Origin of the sequence: Phocaeicola fibrisolvens (assembly GCF_025567125.1) — a bacterium.
In the GTDB taxonomy this organism is placed as follows: domain Bacteria; phylum Bacteroidota; class Bacteroidia; order Bacteroidales; family Bacteroidaceae; genus Phocaeicola; species Phocaeicola fibrisolvens.
In genome coordinates this window covers 40,965-62,762 of the sequence record NZ_JAOQJI010000003.1, presented here as the reverse complement: position 1 = coordinate 62,762, position 21,798 = coordinate 40,965, and the positions used below count along the sequence as shown (strand labels likewise).

Annotated in this window: 21 protein-coding genes; 7 read left to right on the top strand and 14 right to left on the bottom strand. The window is 41.3% G+C overall.

What is annotated here, in order from left to right; all coding sequences use genetic code 11:
* The 6 genes from OCV81_RS01950 to OCV81_RS01925 all read right to left on the bottom strand — a co-directional run.
* On the bottom strand, positions 1-1,043 hold a 1,043-nt coding region (locus OCV81_RS01950; protein WP_148328072.1), incomplete at its 3' end, for a virulence RhuM family protein.
* 11 nt (positions 1,044-1,054) lie between these two features.
* Positions 1,055-2,608, bottom strand: coding sequence for a type I restriction-modification system subunit M (locus OCV81_RS01945; protein ID WP_057249779.1), 1,554 nt, complete (start codon positions 2,606-2,608; stop codon positions 1,055-1,057).
* A gap of 2 nt (positions 2,609-2,610) precedes the next feature.
* Positions 2,611-3,165 carry a hypothetical protein gene (locus OCV81_RS01940; protein ID WP_057249780.1) on the bottom strand — a complete coding sequence of 185 codons (555 nt, stop codon included), beginning with the start codon at positions 3,163-3,165 and terminating at the stop codon, positions 2,611-2,613.
* 9 nt (positions 3,166-3,174) lie between these two features.
* The gene (locus OCV81_RS01935; protein ID WP_172676546.1) at positions 3,175-3,975 is read right to left on the bottom strand and encodes an agmatine deiminase family protein; all 801 of its coding nucleotides are present in this window, start codon (positions 3,973-3,975) and stop codon (positions 3,175-3,177) included.
* A gap of 82 nt (positions 3,976-4,057) precedes the next feature.
* Positions 4,058-6,886 carry a type I restriction endonuclease subunit R, EcoR124 family gene (locus OCV81_RS01930; protein WP_057249785.1) on the bottom strand — a complete coding sequence of 943 codons (2,829 nt, stop codon included), beginning with the start codon at positions 6,884-6,886 and terminating at the stop codon, positions 4,058-4,060.
* A 16-nt stretch (positions 6,887-6,902) separates the two neighbouring features.
* Entirely contained in the window at positions 6,903-7,202 is a 300-nt protein-coding gene (locus tag OCV81_RS01925; protein ID WP_005649220.1) for a helix-turn-helix domain-containing protein, read from the bottom strand.
* Positions 7,203-8,578: 1,376 nt separating this feature from the next.
* Between OCV81_RS01925 and OCV81_RS01920 the strand changes: the two genes are divergently transcribed.
* Positions 8,579-8,938, top strand: coding sequence for a DUF2958 domain-containing protein (locus OCV81_RS01920; protein ID WP_057249789.1), 360 nt, complete (start codon positions 8,579-8,581; stop codon positions 8,936-8,938).
* 99 nt (positions 8,939-9,037) lie between these two features.
* The gene (locus OCV81_RS01915) at positions 9,038-9,421 is read left to right on the top strand and encodes a hypothetical protein (RefSeq protein ID WP_057249791.1); all 384 of its coding nucleotides are present in this window, start codon (positions 9,038-9,040) and stop codon (positions 9,419-9,421) included.
* Here OCV81_RS01915 and OCV81_RS01910 read toward each other — a convergent pair.
* Positions 9,418-9,639, bottom strand: a complete 222-nt coding sequence (locus tag OCV81_RS01910) for a helix-turn-helix domain-containing protein (RefSeq protein ID WP_007835189.1) — start codon at positions 9,637-9,639, stop codon at positions 9,418-9,420. The genes OCV81_RS01915 and OCV81_RS01910 overlap by 4 nt on opposite strands.
* A gap of 763 nt (positions 9,640-10,402) precedes the next feature.
* On the opposite strand from OCV81_RS01910, the gene OCV81_RS01905 reads away from it, so the two are divergent.
* The 3 genes from OCV81_RS01905 to OCV81_RS01895 all read left to right on the top strand — a co-directional run bounded on the left by OCV81_RS01905 (position 10,403) and on the right by OCV81_RS01895 (position 12,466).
* Positions 10,403-10,963, top strand: coding sequence for a phosphoribosyltransferase (locus OCV81_RS01905; RefSeq protein ID WP_057249793.1), 561 nt, complete (start codon positions 10,403-10,405; stop codon positions 10,961-10,963).
* Positions 10,964-10,967: 4 nt separating this feature from the next.
* On the top strand, positions 10,968-11,456 hold the full coding sequence (locus OCV81_RS01900; RefSeq protein ID WP_057249795.1) for an SLOG family protein: 489 nt from the start codon (positions 10,968-10,970) through the stop codon (positions 11,454-11,456).
* A gap of 116 nt (positions 11,457-11,572) precedes the next feature.
* A complete protein-coding gene (locus OCV81_RS01895) occupies positions 11,573-12,466 on the top strand; it encodes a helix-turn-helix transcriptional regulator (RefSeq protein WP_057249797.1) in 894 nt (297 codons plus the stop codon).
* 20 nt (positions 12,467-12,486) lie between these two features.
* Here the strand turns inward: OCV81_RS01895 and OCV81_RS01890 are convergent, their stop codons facing one another.
* The 7 genes from OCV81_RS01890 to OCV81_RS01860 all read right to left on the bottom strand — a co-directional run bounded on the left by OCV81_RS01890 (position 12,487) and on the right by OCV81_RS01860 (position 19,142).
* The gene (locus OCV81_RS01890) at positions 12,487-12,735 is read right to left on the bottom strand and encodes a hypothetical protein (protein WP_005649201.1); all 249 of its coding nucleotides are present in this window, start codon (positions 12,733-12,735) and stop codon (positions 12,487-12,489) included.
* Positions 12,736-13,003: 268 nt separating this feature from the next.
* Positions 13,004-13,684 carry a hypothetical protein gene (locus tag OCV81_RS01885; protein WP_005649199.1) on the bottom strand — a complete coding sequence of 227 codons (681 nt, stop codon included), beginning with the start codon at positions 13,682-13,684 and terminating at the stop codon, positions 13,004-13,006.
* 4 nt (positions 13,685-13,688) lie between these two features.
* Positions 13,689-14,777: an AAA family ATPase gene (locus tag OCV81_RS01880; RefSeq protein ID WP_036723629.1), complete on the bottom strand. Its 1,089-nt coding sequence runs from the start codon at positions 14,775-14,777 to the stop codon at positions 13,689-13,691.
* Between the two features lie 156 nt (positions 14,778-14,933).
* Positions 14,934-18,212 (bottom strand): DNA primase, encoded by a 3,279-nt coding sequence (locus tag OCV81_RS01875; RefSeq protein ID WP_057249799.1) that lies wholly within the window; start codon positions 18,210-18,212, stop codon positions 14,934-14,936.
* Complete coding sequence (locus OCV81_RS01870; protein WP_005649194.1) at positions 18,209-18,412, bottom strand: hypothetical protein; 204 nt, start codon at positions 18,410-18,412, stop codon at positions 18,209-18,211. Before OCV81_RS01870 ends, OCV81_RS01875 begins: the two co-directional genes overlap by 4 nt.
* 205 nt (positions 18,413-18,617) lie before the next feature.
* Positions 18,618-18,932, bottom strand: a complete 315-nt coding sequence (locus OCV81_RS01865; protein WP_005649189.1) for a hypothetical protein — start codon at positions 18,930-18,932, stop codon at positions 18,618-18,620.
* An 18-nt stretch (positions 18,933-18,950) separates the two neighbouring features.
* Positions 18,951-19,142 carry a hypothetical protein gene (locus OCV81_RS01860; RefSeq protein WP_005649187.1) on the bottom strand — a complete coding sequence of 64 codons (192 nt, stop codon included), beginning with the start codon at positions 19,140-19,142 and terminating at the stop codon, positions 18,951-18,953.
* 144 nt (positions 19,143-19,286) lie between these two features.
* Here OCV81_RS01860 and OCV81_RS01855 point away from each other — a divergent pair, with 144 nt between their 5' ends.
* Both OCV81_RS01855 and OCV81_RS01850 read left to right on the top strand, forming a co-directional pair.
* Positions 19,287-19,745: a helix-turn-helix domain-containing protein gene (locus OCV81_RS01855; RefSeq protein WP_005649185.1), complete on the top strand. Its 459-nt coding sequence runs from the start codon at positions 19,287-19,289 to the stop codon at positions 19,743-19,745.
* 518 nt (positions 19,746-20,263) lie between these two features.
* On the top strand, positions 20,264-21,760 hold the full coding sequence (locus OCV81_RS01850; protein ID WP_057249709.1) for a tyrosine-type recombinase/integrase: 1,497 nt from the start codon (positions 20,264-20,266) through the stop codon (positions 21,758-21,760).
* Positions 21,761-21,798: the final 38 nt, after the last annotated feature.

Below are 21,798 nucleotides of genomic sequence, written 5' to 3'. Positions count from 1 at the left end.
TCTTTATCAGGATTAATATCAAATGGTAGAAAGTTATCACCGGTATTAAAGCGGTCAAAATCCGAATTAAACAAGCGGTCTTGAATGATTCGGTATTTTTCAAATTCGGCTTCAGCAAATTTCTTGGCAAACTCAGCCGTAACTTTGCCTGCATCAGTAAGGATTGCATCACCACCTGCTTCCAGAATGATGTCGATACGTTTCGCCCAATCTTCCATCGTCATAGGTATATGACGCTTTGCCATACGCTCAGCCATGTCCAAAACAGCATTGACCAAACGTCCCATATCTTCCAGTTCTATACCCTTCAAGTAGTTTTTGGCAATACTTACATCAGTCTTGACTATTTTCCCGTCTGGAGCATTCTCCCAGGTTGTCAGTCCCATGTGTTCTTTTTCAGCATCGGCTCTGTTCACAATCAGTTCTGCTGCTGTCTGGCCGTGTACCGCATAATGCATCTTGTTCTGAACCTTCTTGAAAAATAACTTTGTGGTTGGAGCATCACGGTTATAATCAATAGCTGTAGCGTAAATGTCAGTAAGTTTTTGATAAAACCGGCGTTCACTGAGACGGATCTCACGGATTTCAGCCAGTAAGTGCTCAAAATAGTCCTCACCGATAAATGATCCATTTTCCATACGTTTCTTGTCTATCACATAACCACGTATAGAGAATTGACGGATGACTGAGGTACACCATTGGCGGAATTGTGTGGCTCTGATACTGTTTACCCGATACCCTACAGATATAATGGCATCCAAATTGTAGAACAGGGTCTTTCTGTTGACTTGACGTTCACCCTCTGTTTGAACTACCGAGAAAAACTCGGTAGTTGTTTCTTTCTGTAACTCCTGACTGGCATATATATTCTTCAGGTGCAAACCGATGTTGTCTGTCGAACAATCAAATAAGGTTGCCATAGCTTTCTGCGTACACCAGATAGTATCATTCTGATACACCACCTGTATGCCATCTTCCTTGCCCTCAATAGCGAAGATTAGGAATTCTGCCGTACTGTTTCTTATCTCAAACCGTTTTGCCATTATACCTCCACTTATTCAACTAGTCCCAATTCTTTCAAATACACCTCAATCTCTTTGTCCAGTTCGGCACGTTTGGTTTCAAGTTCTTTGATTTCTGCCATTACGGCCTTGATGTCGATAGGTTCTTCTTCCTCAAAGGTATCAACATACCGGGGGATATTCAGGTTGTAGTCATTGTCGGCCACTTCTTGTAAGGTGGCAAGATGACTGTACTTTTCTATTTCCTTACGGTCACGGTAGGTTTCAACAATCTTCTGTATATGCTGTGGACGAAGCTTGTTTTGAGTCTTTACTTTTTCAAACTCCTTGCTTGCGTCAATGAATAGGATATTGTCATCTTCCTTACGGCATTTCTTGAAGACAAGAATACAGGTCGGAATACTTGTACCATAGAAAATGTTAGCTGGCAATCCTATAATGGCATCTATGTAGTTTTTCTTTTCTATGAGGAAACGACGGATAACACCTTCTGCGTTTCCACGGAACAATACACCATGAGGAGCAACACAAGCCATTGTACCACCTTCATTCAAGTGGTAAATCATATGTAAAATGAAAGCGTAATCGGCTGTTTTCTTCGGTGCGAGTCGTCCGGCCTTACTGAAACGGTCATCATTATTGAACTTGTCAGCTGCACTCCATTCAGCAGAGAACGGCGGATTTGCGACTACTGCATCGAACTGGGTATCGCCGAAAGCATCCCATTCTAGTGTATCACCGTTTTCTATCTTGAAGTTACTGAACTTGATTCCGTGAAGAAGCATATTCATACGGGCAAGGTTATAGGTAGTCGGATTCTTTTCCTGCCCGTAAATATATACTGCCTTTCCTATACTTGCAGCACGTAACAACAACGAACCGCTGCCACAAGTAGGATCATACACATTGCGCAAGCGCTGGTGGCCGATAGAAACAATCTCCGCCAATATACGACTGACTTCCTGAGGTGTATAGAACTCTCCTGCTTTCTTTCCGGCTCCAGCAGCAAATTGGGAAATCATGTATTCGTAGGCATCACCGAGAATATCAATTTCCTGTGAGGCTTCCACACCAAAATCTATATCATCCAAAGCAAGAAGCACATTGCTGACCAATGTATTCTTGTCGTCAGCGGTCTTACCCAACTTTGGAGAAGCCAAATCAATATCAGAGAACAGTCCTCCGAAATCCTCTTCACTGTCCTGTCCAAGTGTACTGTCCTCTATGCGTTTCAAAGAACGTTCCAGCATAGGCAGGATATTTTCTTTCCGTTTGATTGTGTCTATCACAGATGAAAACAGGAATTGTGGTTCTATAAAATAACCGATATTTTCCAGACACTGGTTTTTGACCTCTTCCTGCAATTCCGCAGCATCAGCATCGGTCATATTCCATAATTCCTTAAAGGTCACTTCATCGTCTTCAAGCGCACTATTAGCGTATTTTTCAATTTTTTCTGACAAATATTTATAAAAGATGAACCCCAAGGTAAAATACATAAAGTCGCTTGCCGACATATTGCCACGCAAACGGTTTGCGACCTCCCAAAGCTGGTCACGGAGTTTCTGTTGTAATTCTTCGCTCATATTTAATACCAATATTTCTTTAATTTTTCTGACATATATAATAATGACTGCTTTTTCTCAGTCACACGATATGCAATAACATCTGGAATAATTTTCGCTATGGAATCTTTGCTTATTCTTTCACGTTGCTTCAATGTTTTATAGTTATACCATTCGGATAAAATATAAACATTCTGAGCAGGAGCATAATTCACACATATTCTGTTTAACATGTATTGATTGCCGACTTCATTGCTAACATAACAAATTAACATTCTTTCTGCCAACAAGATATCTTCATCATCAGGTAACATGTTTACAAAATGCCCGACCCAGATTTCCGATATTCTAGGTAACTCTTTTATGTGATGGTCTTTATTCGAAAATCGCTTAGCAACACCTTGTATAGTCTTGCCAATATAATAATGATTAGTGGTCTTTGCATATTTCTTATATCCTTTTATTAGGTATAAATTACATGTATAGTCCGAATGATTATTTTCCCACTCTTTCAAATCGTCCAAAGCGTTTTCACCGTAAAAAGAGCCATACCACCTGATTAGGAATGTTTTATCCATTTGTTGACTTTATATTGATGAATCAAAAACATTCCAAGAAATACAATGAAGTGAACCTCCGATATTTCCGTCAGACGCTTCGAAGGTAAGCTCACATGAATCTATTTGAATAACAGATTCCACTTGTAGAAACTCTTTTAACTGCTCGGCAGCGACATCATCTGCTTTTTCATTTACAACGGGCATAAGCACTACATTACCAACTTGCAGATAGTTAATATATATCCATGAATTTTCTGTCCTGATATCCCCAAATTGAAATTCTTTAATATTAAAATATGGAGATAAACGCTCTAACAATTTCAACCGATATTCCGGATCATAGTCTATATAGTTTGAAAGTAATATCGTATTCTCATCTATTGCGTGTAAAATACCATCAGCATGACATAAAGGAAGTTCATTTCTTTTTTCGCACTCTGCAATTTCATTCGGATCACAAGGTATCCATATTACCTGTTTTCCGCTAGCGGATTCAATACGTTTGGTAATCTCATACTTTGACAAATCAGTGTTCTCTTCAAATACTTTTTCTGTCAAAATTATCTTATTACCACAAACGACCACATTGCCACCATCTAAAACAAGATTACAATCTACTATATCTTTGTCTTTAAGAAAATCACAATCAGGTTTGTCGGTAATAAACTTACTCATACCCGGAACTTTTACAAGATAATCCGGGGTGTATTTATAGCGCATGAATTTATTTTCATCTATCTGAATAGGCATATAGTCTCTTGCCCAAATATCTTTTGTCTGTCTGATATTCGAACCAATCTCTATACCTTTTGCTTTCAAAGCTTCCATGATAGACTTTTTGCATTTTCTGTATGTCTGAGTAAAACATGCAGAAAAGAAAACTTTATTTGTTTTGCTATCCAACATAACTTCAATCCCAACTAAAAGTTCTTATAATACCACGCAATCTATCAAGAATGCGTGTCAATGCTTTTCTTGTCTTTATCAGACCAAGATGTTTCTCTTTCAAGGCCTTTTGTATGATTTCAGGCTGTTCCTTCTGCAAATAGTCATACTCTTTTATATAGAGATTAAGCACCTCGGAAGAAATTTGTTCTTCATCAGCCAAATCACATATAGCTTTATTTCGTTCAGATACAATATACTGGTTCAGGCGTTCCTCCAATTCATTTGTGCCGTCAGCCTTATTACGCCCAGTCATGAAGTTTTCCTTGTCTTCATCCACATTCTTTTTGATAAAGCCGTCTATGAGTTTGGCTTTGCCTCTCATTCCAGCATCCTTAATCATAGTATCAATGATATGCTGGCGTTTAGCAGAATAATCATCGCTATATGGGTCAAGGTCGGCAATGAGTTCAAGGATATAAGCCACATTGATAATGTCACTATGCAGAAGCTCAAGACAGAAATCTATATCTTCCAAGCCTTGATTACTGCCGTATGGCACAGGGTCTTCCGCAACAACCGGTGGTGTAACTGGAGGATTGATAAAGCCAACTGTTATGTCGAGGTATTTACTCTTATAGTCGTTGAATTGTTGTTCTGTCAGTCCAAGATCGTCCGCATCTTCGCTATAATCTTCGTATATCTGGATTTCTGCGTGTTTGCGGATTATATCACGAAAAGCAAGCACAAAATTCTTTTTGTCGTTTTCACTTTGCAGAAAGTCTATGCTGCCGGGCGTAGGATATTTTTGAAGAAACTCTGTTGCTAAAGTTCTGTATTCCTGTTTTACTTCCTCAAACGGAGGGCGCACAATATCCTCAGGATTGTCAGAGTTACTAAATAACCTGATAGACGTATCAACATTACTTTTCAAGTCACGAAAACAAACGATTTTACCAAAACGCTTCTTCTCGTTCAGTACTCGGTTGGTACGACTGAACGCTTGCAGCAAGCCATGATACTCCATGTTTTTATCCACATAGAGCGTATTCAGTTTCTTGCTGTCAAAGCCGGTTAAGAACATACCCACGACAAGGCAAAGGTCAAGCGGTTTCATGTCCGTTTTCTTCTTTTTCATGCGCAGGTTGATGTCATCATAGTATGCTCGGAAATTCTCAGTCGTGAAAGCTGTTCCGTACATTTTATTGTAATCATCCATGATGGCTTGCAGTTCGTCAGCTTCGCCTACACTTTGACTTGTATATTGACCTGTACCCATACCTGTCTGGTCATCATCCTGGCTACTATTGGCTGCGTATGTAAACACTGCACCGATTCGGATTTTAGGATTCAAAGATTTGAAAATCTTGTAATAGCGTATAAGCATCGGAACGGACTGCACGGCAAACAAGGCATCAAATTCTCCATCAAATGTGGATTTGTTGAAATTGTTAAGGATGAATTTTGCAATTTCTTCCATCCGGGCTTGATTGTCATTATCAACGACTTCATTGCCGTGATAGTATTCCACAAGGAAACCAAGCACGTTTTCATCCGCAATGGCATCCTTAATCAGATATTTATGGAGGCAATTGCCGAATATTTCTTTGGTGGTATGTCCGTCCACCGCATTCTCAGTAAAAATAGGCGTTCCGGTAAAGCCGAATATCCGGGCATTGTCAAAGAACTTCATAATCTTCTTGTGGCTGTCCCCGAAATGACTGCGATGACACTCATCAAATATCATTACGATACGTGAGTGACGGACAGATTCAATCTTGTTGCTATACCAAGTCTTGCTGACTGCGGAGTTGAGTTTCTGAATGGTAGTGATAATAATCTTTGAATTGCTTTGCAGTCGCTTCACAAGTTCATCCGTATTGTCGGTACTATCCACCGCACCCGGCTCAAATGCCTCGTATTCCGATTGTGTCTGAGTGTCGAGGTCATGACGGTCAACTACAAACATCACCTTATCTACATCATCCAATTCCGATACAAGCTGTGCCGCCTTGAATGAAGTTAATGTTTTTCCAGCCCCTGTTGTATGCCAGATATAGCCATTGTCGTTAGAGTTTTGTACCCTGTCCAAAATCTTCTCTACCGCATAAAATTGATAAGGGCGAAGCACCATCAGGCACTTGTCGCCCTCATGCAGTACAATATATTTTCCTATAATTTTACCGAGCGTACACTTCTCTAAGAAAAATACGGCAAACTTATCCAACTCATTGAACGGATGATTGGCAGCATCAGTCCAGTTGAATGTGAATTTATAACCACTATTCGGATTATTGGCGAAATAACGTGTATTTACTCCGTTTGATATGACAAACAACTGGATATAGTCAAATAGTCCGTGGAATGAAGTCTTGTGGTAACGCTGTATTTGATTGTATGCTTGTTTCAGTTCCACGCCACGGCGTTTCAATTCAATCTGAACCAAAGGCAAACCATTTATAAGAATGGTTACATCATAACGGCATTTCTTACGTCCTTCCACCGTAATTTGGTTCGACACCTGAAACTCATTCTGACACCATTGCTGACGATTGAGAAACTCCACCCAAATGCGCTTGCCATCTGACGTGTCAAGCGGATAGAGGTCCCGGAGTTTTTTTGCTTTTTCAAAGCGCGTACCACCTTCCAGGTAGATAAGTATCTTTTCAAATTCCTCATCGGTAAATTCAGTACGACCATGCTCTGACAACCGCTTATGATTATGCTTCTCCAACTGCCGTTTGAAATTGGCTTGAAGATTATCTTCCTCTGCAATCTGGACATATTCATAGTCCATTTGTTGAAGGGCAGCGATAAGTCCGGCTTCTAATGCCGCTTCACTTTGTATTGACATAAATCTGCTTTATTCGTTATTCATTTCTATTTAGACTTTTGATAATCTCGATGCCTAATGCATTCTCTATTTTGCATATAGTCTCCAGTGACATATTCTTTTTCCCTTTCAATATTTTTGAAATATATTGTTGGGTACAATTCATCTTCTCAGCAAGCATTAACTGCGTAAAGCCAAGTTCCGCCATCCGCTTAGACATAACCCCGGCTATTAACTGTGAATACTCTACCCAATTCTTTTTATCTTGCTCAATTCTGATTTCTGCTCCTGTAACGTCCAAAGCTTTACAGGAAATTTTGTCTGCTGCTATATTCATTAAAAAGATTACTTTATCGCACGTCTACATGCAAAGATAATGCAATTATTTGATAAATTACAACCAATGAGTTGTATTGTAGCTATATTAACTCAATTTTCTACTTATCAGTTTACGGAATAGAAGCCAGGTATCCACAAATAAACTATAAGATATATAAAACAGACCGGCAGATATGCCTCGTATCTGTGACACCAGGCAAGTTTCAGCCGACAGGTTCATACAATCATGCAGATAAACCAGGACAGTTGCCAAAGACAGAGCCTTTAAGGTTACACTACTCTTCACTTCAAAGGCTCTGACATTGGCAACTGGTTACCGGTGGCTCGTCTGAAAACGCAAACAAGCAGGCCGTCCCGATGATGCAGGCTAAAGCTTGCACTGACGGAACGTCCTATATCCTTGAATACCCGTCTTAAAATACAGGCAAGCTGTTCCGACTGTTCGTATTTCATGCGATGCCAGAACAAATTGCCTTATACAGCGGAAACTTATCGGCTGACTTGCTTCGTATCCCGATACCAGGCAAGTTTCACCCGAAAGGTTCATACAATCATGCAGATAAATCAGGACAGTTGCCAAAGACAGAGCCTTTAAGGTTACGCTACTCTTCACTTCAAAGGCTCTGACATTGGCAACCGGTTACCGGTGGCTCGTCTGAAAACGAAAACAAGAAGGCCGTCCCGATGATGCAGGCTAAAGCTTGCACTGACGGAACGTCCTATATCCTTGAATACCTATCTTAAAATACAGGCAAGCTGTTCCGACTGTTCGTATTTCATGAGATGCCGGAACAAATTGCCTTATGCTACGGAAACTAACTGGCTGACTTGCTTCGTATCCCGATACCAGGCAAATTTCAGCCGACAGGTTCATACAATCATGCAGATAAATCAGGACTGTTGCCAAAGACAGAGCCTTTAAGGTTGCGCTACTCTTCACTTCAAAGGCTCTGACATTGGCAACCGGTTACCGGTGGTTTGTCTGAAAACGGATACTATGCTCTTCAGAAATCTTTGAATACTGAATATCAGGAAATCATTGGAGCATCATAGCCGGAACCGTTTCTTATGTGCAAAGATACTGCGGACTGGAGAAACGCCAAGTGACGCTTGCGCTTTCAGTCGGAGGACTTGACGGCAGCCTTCCGCAAATTTTCTCATACCTCAAAAATTTGGGTATTCCGTCTGCATTCTCTGACTTCACACTTGTCTTTTTCTCCCTTTGGTCCGCAGTTACAGATGCACATAAAACGTTTTTTCCCGGCCATGAAGCTCAATGAGCTTTACTGGAGGGAAAAGAATCAGAACTTCAAAATCAAGTGTTATGCGTACAAGGAGAATAAGTATCAAACTATCTTTTAATTTTTTACTGATATGTGCAGATTAATGACGACACAACTGGCGGAAGCTCTGGAGGGTTATCCGCTCTACTCCCAGGACGGCAAGGGAAAAGAGGCTGTTTGCCGTGCGGTTTTTGCCCTTGGTGCTGTAAGGTGGTTTATCCTTGAAGGAAACAGGGAGGATGACGATGTGATTCTATTCGGTATCGTAGTCGGACTCTTGGAGGATGAATACGGGTATATTTCCCTCAATGAGCTTTCGGATGTGGAACTTGACCTGAGTGCTCAGGGGCTTGGCAAGCTTCAGGTAAGGCAGCAGCAGAACTTTAAGCCGGTTCCGCTGAAACAGATTCAGGACAGCAGGCTTCAGGACTTTCTTGCAAGGTTTGAATAGGCCGTATGAAAACAGAAGTGGCCGGTCCTATCCGTCACGGACAAGACCGGCTGCTTATTATAGCAGGTAAATGAAAACAAAACTATAATTGTATGGTAAATGGAAAATTGTCGTAATATTTTTAATCTCTCTGCCCGACATGGGTGGAGCGTTTCTATGGAAAACAAGGATGTAATCCGGTATCTCAATTTCAGACGGAAGACTTCGAGCGGTGTACCGTTCTGCTTTACCATTGAAGCCGGTGACGGTACAGCCGGCTGCATAGCAAAAGAAATATTCTCTTTCGTCAGTGCCGCTGTTCCTGAACAATGTGCAAGGGAATGGATGATTCAGTCGGGAGCAATGGAGCCATCGGAGTTCTTTCAGGCCGTTTCCGACATGGAGGATGTCAGGCTAAGGGCAAGGCTGCTGGCTCTTGAACTTGCAGCCATGAATGCCAAATGTAATCTTTTGGATACCATTCCATGGGACAGACTGAACTAACGGTGTTTCTTACGCTTGCGGCCACGTTTGGGCAGGCCGGTTTCCTTGTAGGCTATCAGGTCAGTTCCTCTGAACACCCTTTTTGCCTTATCAGGTATCTTCAGGAAAGCCAGCGGCTTTTCCAGGTAACGGATATAGGCATAGATGGTGCAGCGGTGAACACCCAGGTAGCGTGCTGCCTCCTTCACTGAATATGTCTTTTCGGGAACGACTTTCATTATATCTCATGCTGGTTAATCTTTTCTTTTATTGGATGCCGTAAAGGTAAACAGTTGATTATTAGCTGTCAATACGTCAAATATGGGATTATTTCGGAGATTGTGGGAATACGATGGATTATGTGTTACCATCATATTCAATACGGCTGGACTAAGGCGGTTGATGGTAAATCTGTTTTTACGGAAATAAGGAAGGCATATATTTGATGGTTGACAGCGTTGACAGCAAATCCAATGAAAATCCGGCATAAAATCAGTCTGGGAAACTGCTGTAATACAACATATTATATTCTTTCTGATTTTTCTTATAAAGAATAGAGTATTATAATGTGTCAACGTTTGGCTATGGATTTTTAGCGGACTGAAAATTGTGGCTACACTTGTCAACGTTTGTCAACGTATGATTTCTATATGAAGTATCTGATACACTGGCAGATACTCTCTGTCAACACCGTCACCCCTGAAACGGGTGCATTTTATTATCTGAAAACATCTGATGCGAAAGGGATACATAGTTATCCTAATGTACCGTTACAGCCACAGGTTTGTTCAGCATGCCTCTGCAGATATTTTTTTGCAAAGGTATCTCCGGCATTGCAAACGTCAAACACAGAGCTGAAAATCTTCCTCAAACGGGGTTGAGCGTATTTTCAGCTTTCCTTTAAGTTTGCCTTATTGAATGCCTGCGCTTCTGAGAACTGCAAAAAATATCCTTCGGGCAAGCTGAAAAACTTGCAGACAGAAGGGAAAAAAATCAGAGCGTATGGTACAGATGGACGAAAGCATCAGAAAGCAGTTGGAAAAGCCGCAGACATGGTTCTGCAAGTATTTTCCCAAACGTATTCAGAATGTGGGCGAGAAGGAAATCGCCGACAGACAGTTGGTTTATGACTTCAAGGATGGAAGGTCTCATGAAGAGGTGGCACAGATGACGGCAGCAAGAATGATTGAGGAACACGGCAGCAGATGCTCACAGTTGGTATTCATTCCGGTTCCGGCATCATCGGTAAGAAAGAATGAAATCCGGTATATGGACTTCTGCAAAAGGGTATGTGAACTCACAGGAGCAATAAACGGATATGACCATGTAAGGGTATGCGGAGAAAGGCTGGCAGTTCATGAAAACCGTAAGGCTGAAAAGGAAATCAGAAAGGTGAGCATCATAGAGTTTGATGAAGAGTGGTTCAGAGGTAAGGCAGTCATAGTCTTTGACGATGTAATCACACGCGGAATCAGTTTCGGTATGTATGCAAATCAGCTGGAGAGTTTCGGAGCGAATGTCATTGAAGGCATCTTCCTTGCAAGAACCCATTATAAAGTATAGAACTATGAACGGAATATTATCAGAAAAATCAAAGTCACTGGCTTTCACGGGACACAGAACTGTTCCCGTAGAAAGGCAGGATGAAATAAGGGCACGGCTTGTTGAAGCCGTGTCGCTTGCATGCAGGTCAGGTATAACCTGCTTCTACTCAGGTATGGCCATGGGATTCGACCTGATGGCTGCTGAAACTGTATTGTCACTGAAGGGAAAGTATCCGGATATACGGCTCATTGCCGTTGTTCCTTTCAGAAGACAGAGCTGCCGGTGGCCGTTAATTGAGAAGGAACACCATCAGAGAATAATTTCCCAGGCAGACCGGGTTATCGTATTGAGTGAACACTATTTCAAAGGATGTCTTCTAAGACGCAATGACTTCATGCTGGAGCATTCATGTAGCGTGATTGCCTATTATGACGGCAAGCCTTATGGAGGAACATTCTATACCTACAGGGAGGCAAGGAAAAGATGTATGGATATAATCAATCTGTACTGAAAACCTGCCCGGATTATAGTGAAAATATTATACGAAAACAGATATGCAATTTTCTTGCATATCTCATTTATAATGCTTATATTTAGATAGTTAAACGAGTTATAAGAGGTAATTTTATGAATAATATCTACAACCGATACATTTGGCTGTTGCATATAGTCTATCAGGAAAGAAAGGTCACTTTTGAAAGGCTTTGTGAGATATGGAAGCACCACTTCCTGTACAATGGAAAGCCGCTGAGTCTGCGCACATTCCATCATCACCGAAAAATGATTGAGGAGAATTTTGATATAGTTATTGCGTGCAACAGAAAGGACTATACATATTATATCCAGAACTTGGATGAAATACTCGGTGACAGCTGCCGGAACTGGCTGTTCAACAGCCGTATCATTGATGTGGCTCTGAAAAGCAGTCCGTATCTGTTCCATCGTGTTGTATTGCCTGACATGTCAAATGGTATTGAATACCTGCCGGATATATCGGAGTGTATCAGCGATGGGCATGAGCTGTACATATTCTACACCAATGACAAGGGTAATGAAGTGGAAGGCCGTTTCCGACCGGAAGGTTTGAAGCTGTTCCATAACCGCTGGTATCTGCTCGGATATAGGAACGGATCAGAGTTCTGTGCCGTTCCTCTTGATGCACTGACCAAAATCTATCTCAGCGGAAACAGGTTTCAGACAGACTGCAGATTTTCGCTGGCTAATCGTCTTTCAGACTCTATTGGTGTTGTGGCTCCGACCGGACAGCAGCCGGAAGAGGTTACTCTAAGGGCTTACGGTTCATTTGCAGATTATCTGAGAAAGCATCCTTTCCACCATTCGCAGGTGGAAAGGAATGATATGGGGACTTTTACGTCATTTGATTATACTCTTCTTGTGACTGACGAGCTGGTGGATGAAATCCTGGCTCTTGGTGATAAAGTGGAGATTACTTTCCCGGAAAAGTTGAGAATGAAACTGCTTCAGAAAATTGGACGTATCAGAAACAGGTATGCAACATAAAAATCTGCAATTGTAGAATATTACTTTTGAGTAGTAAGCATTCGCTCAATCATTGCTTCAAGCTCAGGATTCAATGGACGTTCTGTGTCCATACACTCCTTCTCACCGGCAACCAGGTCATCATATATATTCCTGTAGCGTTCAGCTTCACTGCCATCACAGCAAAGCATAGCCGTCTCAAACTCCTTAATCATTTTCTTACGCTGGCTCTCTGGATATTCCTTACTCTTACCATAACTGGTAATAGTAAATGTTTTTGCCACAATCATAGGATTTATTTGTTATACCTTTGTTTATAGTCTTTTTACTATACTAATATACAGAAATATTCTGAAAAATCAGAAATTTAATACTAAACCCGTAAGAAATTATTTGCGAATTTCAGCTTTACAATATTACTGTTTATCCGAAATTCCTGCTATAGTTGAGATTTAACATGCTTTCCCAAACTTACATCTTCCCATTCACCACCATGAGAATCTTATAAAATTTATATGCCAACAAAAGAGAGAAAATCTATCTTTTATTGGCATAATATTATATATTGCATTTGTTCTCCAAGTCCAAACAGAACAAATCAAGGCTCCGGCTTTTCTGGCGGCATGTCCTAAGTCCTTTTCTCATATCTTTTGATATATTGTCATAGTCCAAGTTCTTTTTGTCGGTGTTGATGTATCTGACTCTTTTTTTACCGTCAATCCTGCCAATAAGATAATGTAACCGTTCTTTTGGATTTGCATACTGTGCAGTTTCTTTACAGGAATTATCGAATAAAGGTATAAGCCATGCGTCAGTCTCTTCAATTGCTATTGCATATGCAACCTTATCACGATAAGTCTCCGGAATAATGTTCGAAATTTTATATTCTACTGCTTTATACAGATAATCACAATATTCTTTCCAATCTGTATCTTTTGTACGTAATGGTTCATTTATATCATACCCAGCTTCACCTCGTTCTGCAGTATCAATCTGAACAACAAGCAAAGCATCATCTGCCAATACATCAAAAAAAGACTGGAGCAGGCTATTGTCCTCACATGATTTCAGGACCAGATTCCAGTTGCTGAAATTCATTTCATTCAAATCTGTTTCGTCAAACTGTTCACTGGGACGCAATTGAACGACATCACTACCATCAATACCCTTCAAGGCCTTCAGAACTGCCTTTATTACAGCTATGTCAGCTTTACCTTCTGCTATAATACCCAATCTCATATCGTCAGAAATTATAAGGTACACCGCCAATAAGTCCTTTCATCCACATTTCTGAAAGCATCATGCGCTGTTCACCTGTCTGTTCTTTTGTCTGGATACGTTTAGCTTGCGTTTTTCCCTCATCGTTACGGGTCACAACGTATAATCGCTGACTGACGTCATTAAGATTCAATCCATCCAATATGGCCGGATTATGAGTTGTTATAAGTACCTGCTTACCATTCTTGACAGCCAATTCACAGATTTTCTTCATGAGAAACCTGCACAAACGAGGATTCAACCCATTTTCAATGTTGTCAATAGCAAAAAAATCAGGAGTCTTTCTGCTGATAAAAAGTGTCAGATAAAACAAGAGCTCCAAAGCACCTTCATTGGCATTTTCTGCAGAGAAAAGATTGTTCTTTTTCTGCATAAACTTATCCCTGAAATAAAGGTTGGATTTACTTCTTCCCAATTTATATCCCTGCATCTTGTATATTTCCTCACTGTCAAAGAATATATCTTCAATCCAGGATATATAGTCTTTAGCTGATTCTTTTATCTGCATGATTTCTTCTTTGGGTATGTTGTTAAGAAGCACATCAAGTCCTTCTCCGTTCAAACCAAGCGGATATTGGAAACTTTCTGAGGTCAATCCACGAAGTGCGTTGATTGACAATGAGTAAATAAGATACTTGGACAAATATTCCCTTAGCTTATCTGTTTTTTCTACTGCTCCCTTAATATTTCCACGTCTGGCTCCAGTTGACCAAGGAGCATTCCAAGTAGAATAAATATCCTCTGGAGTTAAATTGGTAACTGCATATTTTATACGTTCACCTTCAGTTCCAGATATATTTACATTAATGGTGCTGTTAGATGGCTGACCATAAAATGAACTTATCATCAAGTCTGGTTTCGCAATTCTAATACCTTTCTGTATCATGGAATTTACCTCTATTTGGGCAGAACGCTCAGCTGCAACCATTGCTATAGCTTCAAGAATATTTGATTTACCGGAACCGTTAGCACCGATAAAAACGTTGACATTACCTAAAGACAATGTCATATCTGTTATTGACTTGAAATTTTTTACAGTTATAGTATCTATCATATTGTCTGTTTTACAAAAAACACCTAATTCTGTACTAGGTCGCACATATAAGTACAAAGATACTGAAATTTCACTATAAAAATGAATTAAAAAGCATATTTTTAGACACATAACATAACTTGTTAATCAGTATATTAATTTGATACTGCATATTAATCAGCCAAAATGTAATTCCTCCTGTTTGACTATATGTTGTTGCTCAACAGCTATTTCCTCCTGTGCTTCAGCTATAACCTCAGTTTCAAGATCCAATCCGAAAGTTTCCTTCAATTGTAGATAATCAAAACACAAAGCCTTCGGTCGGTTTACCTTTACCTTCTTAACCTGCTCGCCATTCACAATGTCAATGGTATAGTCAGGAAGCCCGCTGGGCAGAAGTATGGTGAATCTGTCCTGTTTCAATCCCAAATATGAAGCATGGGATTTCAGGTACGACATGATGGTGGACCAGTTCGAGCGGTTGGAGGTGGAACCTGCGTTCCGGCTGTTGAACAGTGATGCCACGGCTGCCGTGTTCAGATAGAGAATAGGACGTGCTTCCTTAAATTCTATATCTTCCTTTACGGACAATGGACGGAAGGATTTCATATACCTTATGCGGTAATGTGCCTTCTCAATACATTTCCCTGAAGTCTGGAATCCCTGAAGCATACTCCAGAAGTCCGCTATTTCTGAACTTTCCTGAGCCAGTTCATTCTGATTTCGTATTCCTTTGATTGCTGTATCAAACAGTTCCGCATAGCTGAAAGGCACGTCAATGACTGTCTCCAGTGTCCTGAAGGTAGCCAGTGGAATAACCCAGTTACCGAATATACGGTCATGGATGGTTTCATTCTCCAGTTTTGTAGCCAGTTCACGCTTGGTGATGGAATATATTTCCGGAAAGTTCTTCTCAAACAGTTCCCGGTGCCCCAGTATCCCCAGGGTGAGGTGCGTAAGTCCCATGTTGCAGACTGATACAAGGTCTTCGTAAGCCCTTTTCTCATTCTGGTTGAATGATGTCTTTGAAAAGGCAAGGAAGATGACACGGGTATAGAGTGCCATATCCTGTGTCGGCTTGTCCTGGCCGCAAAGGGCTACACCTGTTGTAACAATGGTCTGGGCTGCCATCCCGTCCGTATTCGTATTCTTCTTGGTCTGGCCGCCACCGCCCCAGAGTCCTTTCAAGTAGGCTATCTTGCGGATGTCGAGGTCGTTCTTGTATTCATCAAGCACTGCAAGTGTATTGACAGCCTGTGATACACGGTCGTTCATGGCCGGTACGGAAGTTACACCGAGGTTGGGCGGATCTACTCCGTGCAGAAAGAAGGACTGGAGGGAAGTGGCCAGGGTTGTCTTACCGGTTCCTTTCTCACCGAAAAGGTTCAGAATGGGAAAGTGACGGGTGCGTCTGAATATGATGTCACGGAAGAGGGTGGCAAGAAGGTAACAGAAGGCTACGCTTGCATTCTCACCGAATACTTCCATCAGTCTGCCTACATAGTCATGCAGCTTTATTCCGTTACGGTTCTCATGTACCATGAGTCTTTCAAACTGGAATATCTCCGGATTGTTGAGATAGATTTTTGAAGTGGCCGGTATATAGAAGGCCTTGCCGTTGATTCCACGGACAATACCCAAATCATCAACGGCATTGAATGTGCCTGCAAAAAATATTCCGTTACCGAAAGCGAAGAATCCTTCAGCCGCATTCCAGCCGAGCTTTCTGATACGCTCTGCCGTATCAGTCTTTGAATACAGGTATTCCTTTACACGGTTGAGCTTGTCTATCTTGGCCAGCCATACATAATTGCCCAGTGAGCCGACCTTCTGCTGGAAGTTGCTCAGCGAGCAGAGTTCTGACTCCTTCAGTTCTATGACCCTGCATACATTGTACATATTCCTCATGCGGAAGATTCTGGTTCCGTTTATCTCATCCTCGATATGAAAGAGCGGTTCCATGATGAAGTTGGAGATTCTTGACGGTTCATCATCATCTTCACCGATGGAGTAGTAACAGTTTTCCCTGACGAACAGACCGAACTGGCGCAGCAGCTCCGCTTCACGCTGCATCTCGTTCATGGCCGTCGGCTTGTCGTTCCTTCTCCTGGCTTCCCCACGTGCCTGGGTAACGGCATCACGCCATAGCTTTACCTTGCCGTGCAGTCTGGAGAGCTGTTCTATGCACTGGTCATACACAAGCTGGTCTTTTATATAGCGCAATAGGTCTGCTATTTCAGCAACACACTTTCTTTCTTCTACCATGGAACCGGCTACCAGAAAACGTTTCTGTGCAAGCCAGATAATGAAATGCTTTTCCGGAAGTGAAGTATAATCCTCCCTGCTGCGGATATAGCTGTCGGCATCATTCTTGGCATATTGTACTTCTCCTTCTGCCTCGGATGGTATTTCTGTAAAAGGAAGTTCCCTGACTGTTACATGGAATCCTTTTCTTATGGCTGCAGCCCCATTGGTCATCACTGCCTCAAATCCCGGTCCGTATGGCTTGCCTTCCGCAATATCTGAATCAGGAATGAAACAGAGTGAGGATACATACCTCTTCAGCTGCTCGAATTGGTTGTCACTCCAGGCTGTTCCAAGTGACGCTACTGTATTGTCGTATCCAATCGACTGCATTCTAAGGACATCAGGAGCACCTTCCACAATGATATAATAGTCGGCATCACGCAGTCTGGCTGCACGGTCAATGCCGAATACTGTTTCTCCCTTGGAGTAAATCATGCTTGTTGCCGAGTTGATATACTTGGGAGCTTTCCTGTTGTCTCCGATGTATCTGGCTGTATAGGCAATGATGCGTCCCCATCTGTTTCTCACGGGAATCATGATACGCTGTCGGAACATGGCGTATGTGTTGCCGTCCTCGCCACGCTTGAACATGCCGAGTTCGTACAGCAGTTCTTCGTTCAGAGCCTTGCTTCTGCAGAAATCCATAAAGGCCTGACCGTCCTTCGGTGCATAGCCTATTCCGGCAAAGGCACAGAACTCCTCATGCCACCGGCTGTATGCATAGGCTCTGGCATCAAGGCTCTCTTCCTTGTCTGTTGCCCTGAGACATTGAAGGAAAAAGGTCTGGACTGTATCGAGAACTGTTAGAAGTGATTCTCGGTGCCTGGCTTTAGCCATCTGTTCCTCACTGCGCTCTTCACTGATGTATTCTACCGGAATATTATGGTTCCTGGCAATAAATTCCACGGCGGCACTGAAGGAAAGGTTTTCCTTTTCCATTATAAACGTAATGGAATCACCGCCACGGTTACAGCTGAAGCAGTGGAAGAGATTCTTGCTGGGAGTGACAGCAAAGGAACCGGTCTTCTCAGTATGGAAAGGACAAAGTCCCATCAGGGTTGAGCCTTTTCGGGACAGTCTGACATAAGGACTGAGTACGTCTTCTATGGCAAGTTCCCTTACTTTCCGTATGGTTGTTTCGCTTATCATAACGTACTGAGCAGGTTCCAACAATCGATTATTGACTGGCCGGAGTATTTCGGGCGGCTGACATTATTAGGATTGAGCGGTTGGATATACCCGTTTTCTCTGTATTTTTTGAGTGTCTTGTTGCTGATACCGAGTTCAGCACAGGTGCGCTTGACTGAATAGACACCGTTTGGATCGCACGCTGGTCTGATTTCTTTCATTATTATAAAATCATTATGAATGTGCGATACAAAAGACCTGTCCGGCTTTATCGTTAGGTGGTAAAGCTATAAGCTGGTGAACAAAGGTTACTGACGCACATTCCTGTACCTACTATAATTGCTTTCTTTATATTTCATAGAGTATCACGGCTAAACTAAACATGCATAGTTTGTCACTATTAAAATATTAGCCATAATATGTTTATCATTTATCTCTTTTGACTGGTCTTTCGGCCTGTTTTGGCAGACTTCCATCAAAATAGTCCTGGGTGGTACGCTGCAAGAGCCTGAGGTCTGCCGTGCGGTATTCCACCTTACCGGGTCTTTTGTAGGAAACCACCTTTCCCTGACGTTTCCACCGTTCTACATTCCTGCGGCCAAACAGCTCGTATGCCTTCCTCTGGCTGATGAATTCAGGATCATCCTTGTCGGCTTTCAATTGCCTGACAATTCTGGAGGAAAGGTCATTCAGAAATGTTTCGTATGGTATAAGATGGTCCAGAAACTGTAATATCTTCATATGAACCTGATTTGATTTCTATACTATTCGTTTGACCGTAATGGTGTGGTTTTCCCTGTCAGTCCTGGTCTTGAACTGACGGTTATAAATGGCACCAAGCTCTGAGGCCTGTGTACGGACGCTTTTCAAACGTGAAATGGGGAATGAAACGGATTCACCTACTTCAAGGGCAACAAGTGCCGGACGGATTTTTTCTAAGTTTTCAGACATAATTGTTGGATGTTTAATATTTAATGTTTAACTTTGTATTCACCAAATGAATAGGTTACGTCACAAAGTAACGTAAAATGGTTTATATAACCAAATATTTGTTTGATGATTTATTGTTTAAGATGTATTTATTGAAGGAATCGCATGGATAATGACATAAAACACGTGCATGTAGGTCAGGCTATCGACAAAAGACGTAACGAGCTTGGATTGAGCAAATCTGAGCTGGGACGTAAAATAGGTGTACCGCAGCAGCACATAAACCGCATACTGGAAAGGGAGACAATGGAGACAAGCAGGCTTATTAAAGTCAGCGAAGCATTGGACTTCAATTTCTTTTCCCTTTTCTGTCCGAAACAACATAATATATCGGCACATCTTGCAGCCGTTGCCTTGGAGGGAAATGCGAATAACCTGATAGGTGACGCGGAACTTGCTGTACAATTATCCAACGAAAAGAAAGAAACGGAGAACCTGAGGGAAACAATCAAGCTTCTGAAAGAACAGATAGAGAGTCTGAACTCACAAATTTTACGTCTTGATTCAAACCTGAAGGATAAAGATATGATTATTGAACTATTAAAAGAAAGGAGAAAGGAATAAGATATTAATTATTTCATCTGTAGTACCCATACAGATAATTCAATGATTAAAACCATTTTGCAGCTTACCTTTTTTAAGTAATCCATAAAAAGGAAGAGTCCTGAAACTTACAAACTACTTACAAAGCAAAGGAAAGCTACTGATATTCAGATATGAATTAAAGAGGCACAAGCTGCGATAGAGGAATAAGACTACTTTTTATGTACTATTACCAGGAATGATAATCACAAACTTACAAATCACTTGCTAAAGTTGCATAAGATTCTGATTTTCAATCCCATCTGAAAGTGGCGCAGGCTGCAATAGAGGAAGCATAAATAGTATAAGATAATCATTGATTTAGGCTGTAATGGGCTGTTTTTCAGACATTACAGCCTAAGTTGTTTTTAGGCGGTTCGTGCATTTGTCCGCAAAAAATGAGCCAAATAAACGGTACTTGCTTACAAATAGCTTACAAAACTGAGAGGGTACGCTTACAAAGAACTTACAAAAGTAAAACAACTGTAAATCAATAAGGTATGGCAACATTTAAGACTATTGTAAGGTATAAGCGAGCTGACGGCTTTTACCAAGTGTACATTCGAGTACTTCATCGTTCAAAATCAGGGTATATTAAGACTGATAAATTCGTTACTGACAAACAGTTATCCAAATCTGGAGAGATTAAGGATGCTGTCATAAATAAATATTGTGCACAGGAAATACTTCGTTATACAGAACTTGTAAATCGTAAAGATGTGTCAGGATACTCTGTAACAGAATTAATAGAATACTTAATGAACTCTGATATGGAAGTATGCTTTAGTGACTATGCAACAAGGTTCATTAACCGCATGGCCTCTGAAGGACATGAACGTAATGCAAAGAATTATCGCCTGGCTGTAAACCACCTCGAAAGATATTTGGGAACAACCAGAGTTATGTTTACTCACTTGTCATCTTCTGTTTTGACAAGATGGATTAATAGCCTTTCGTTGACAAACAGGGCGAAAGAAATGTACCCAACCTGTTTAAGACAGATATTCAAAAGGGCACTTATAGAACTGAACGATGAAGAACGTGGTATCGTGCGAATCAAATACAATCCTTGGTTAAAGGTATCCATTCCTAAATCTGACAGTACGGTTCAAAGAGCCATCAGTGCAGAGGCATGTAGGGAATTCTTCAATCGCCCCCTACCGGAAACCAAAATGATTTCCTCTCTTCCGGAACTGGGCAGAGACGTGGCACTCCTATCCTTGTGTTTGGGCGGAATAAACACCGTAGATATTTTTGAACTTAAAAAAGAAAACTATAAGGATGGAGTTATCGGATATAAAAGAGCTAAGACAAAGCACAGTCGGAAAGACGAAGCCTATATTGAAATGCGTGTGGAACCGTTCATTCAGGCCACATTTGATAAGTATCTTTCAGACGAGAATGACGAATATCTTTTCAAGTTCCATAAGCGTTACAGCAATCCGGACAGTTTCAATGCCAACGTAAACATTGGAATCAGAAAGATATGTGCCGATATGGGAATGAAGAAGGAGGATTACTACTGTTATTATACTTTTCGTCATACATGGGCTACCATTGCACAGAATGACTGTGATGCCAATCTGTATGAGGTTGCCTTCGGCATGAACCACAGTCATGGACTGAATATTACAAGAGGCTATGTTAAGATAGACTTCACTCCTGCCTGGGAACTAAATGCCAAAGTGATTGACTTCATTTTCTTCAGTAGCAAGAAGAGCAAACAGGGCAAAGCACGTGACTTCGAGACACCGGCAGACAAGATGTTCCGTATCACCAAAAAGATGATGATCTATGGACGTGCATATTTCAAAGGTAACGTTATCGGTGAAATAACAGACATTGGTTTCAGTAATGTAGACCAGGTTATCGACAGACTGGTTGAACAGTTACCTAAGGATATTCCTACCGGATGTATGGTTCAGTTCCGTCTTATGAATTGTGATTCCAAGAAAGAAGTTGTATATGAAAGAAGCAAGGGAAAAGGTTTCATGTAATCGACAAAACAGAACAAGCCATTAACATAAAGGGAGGA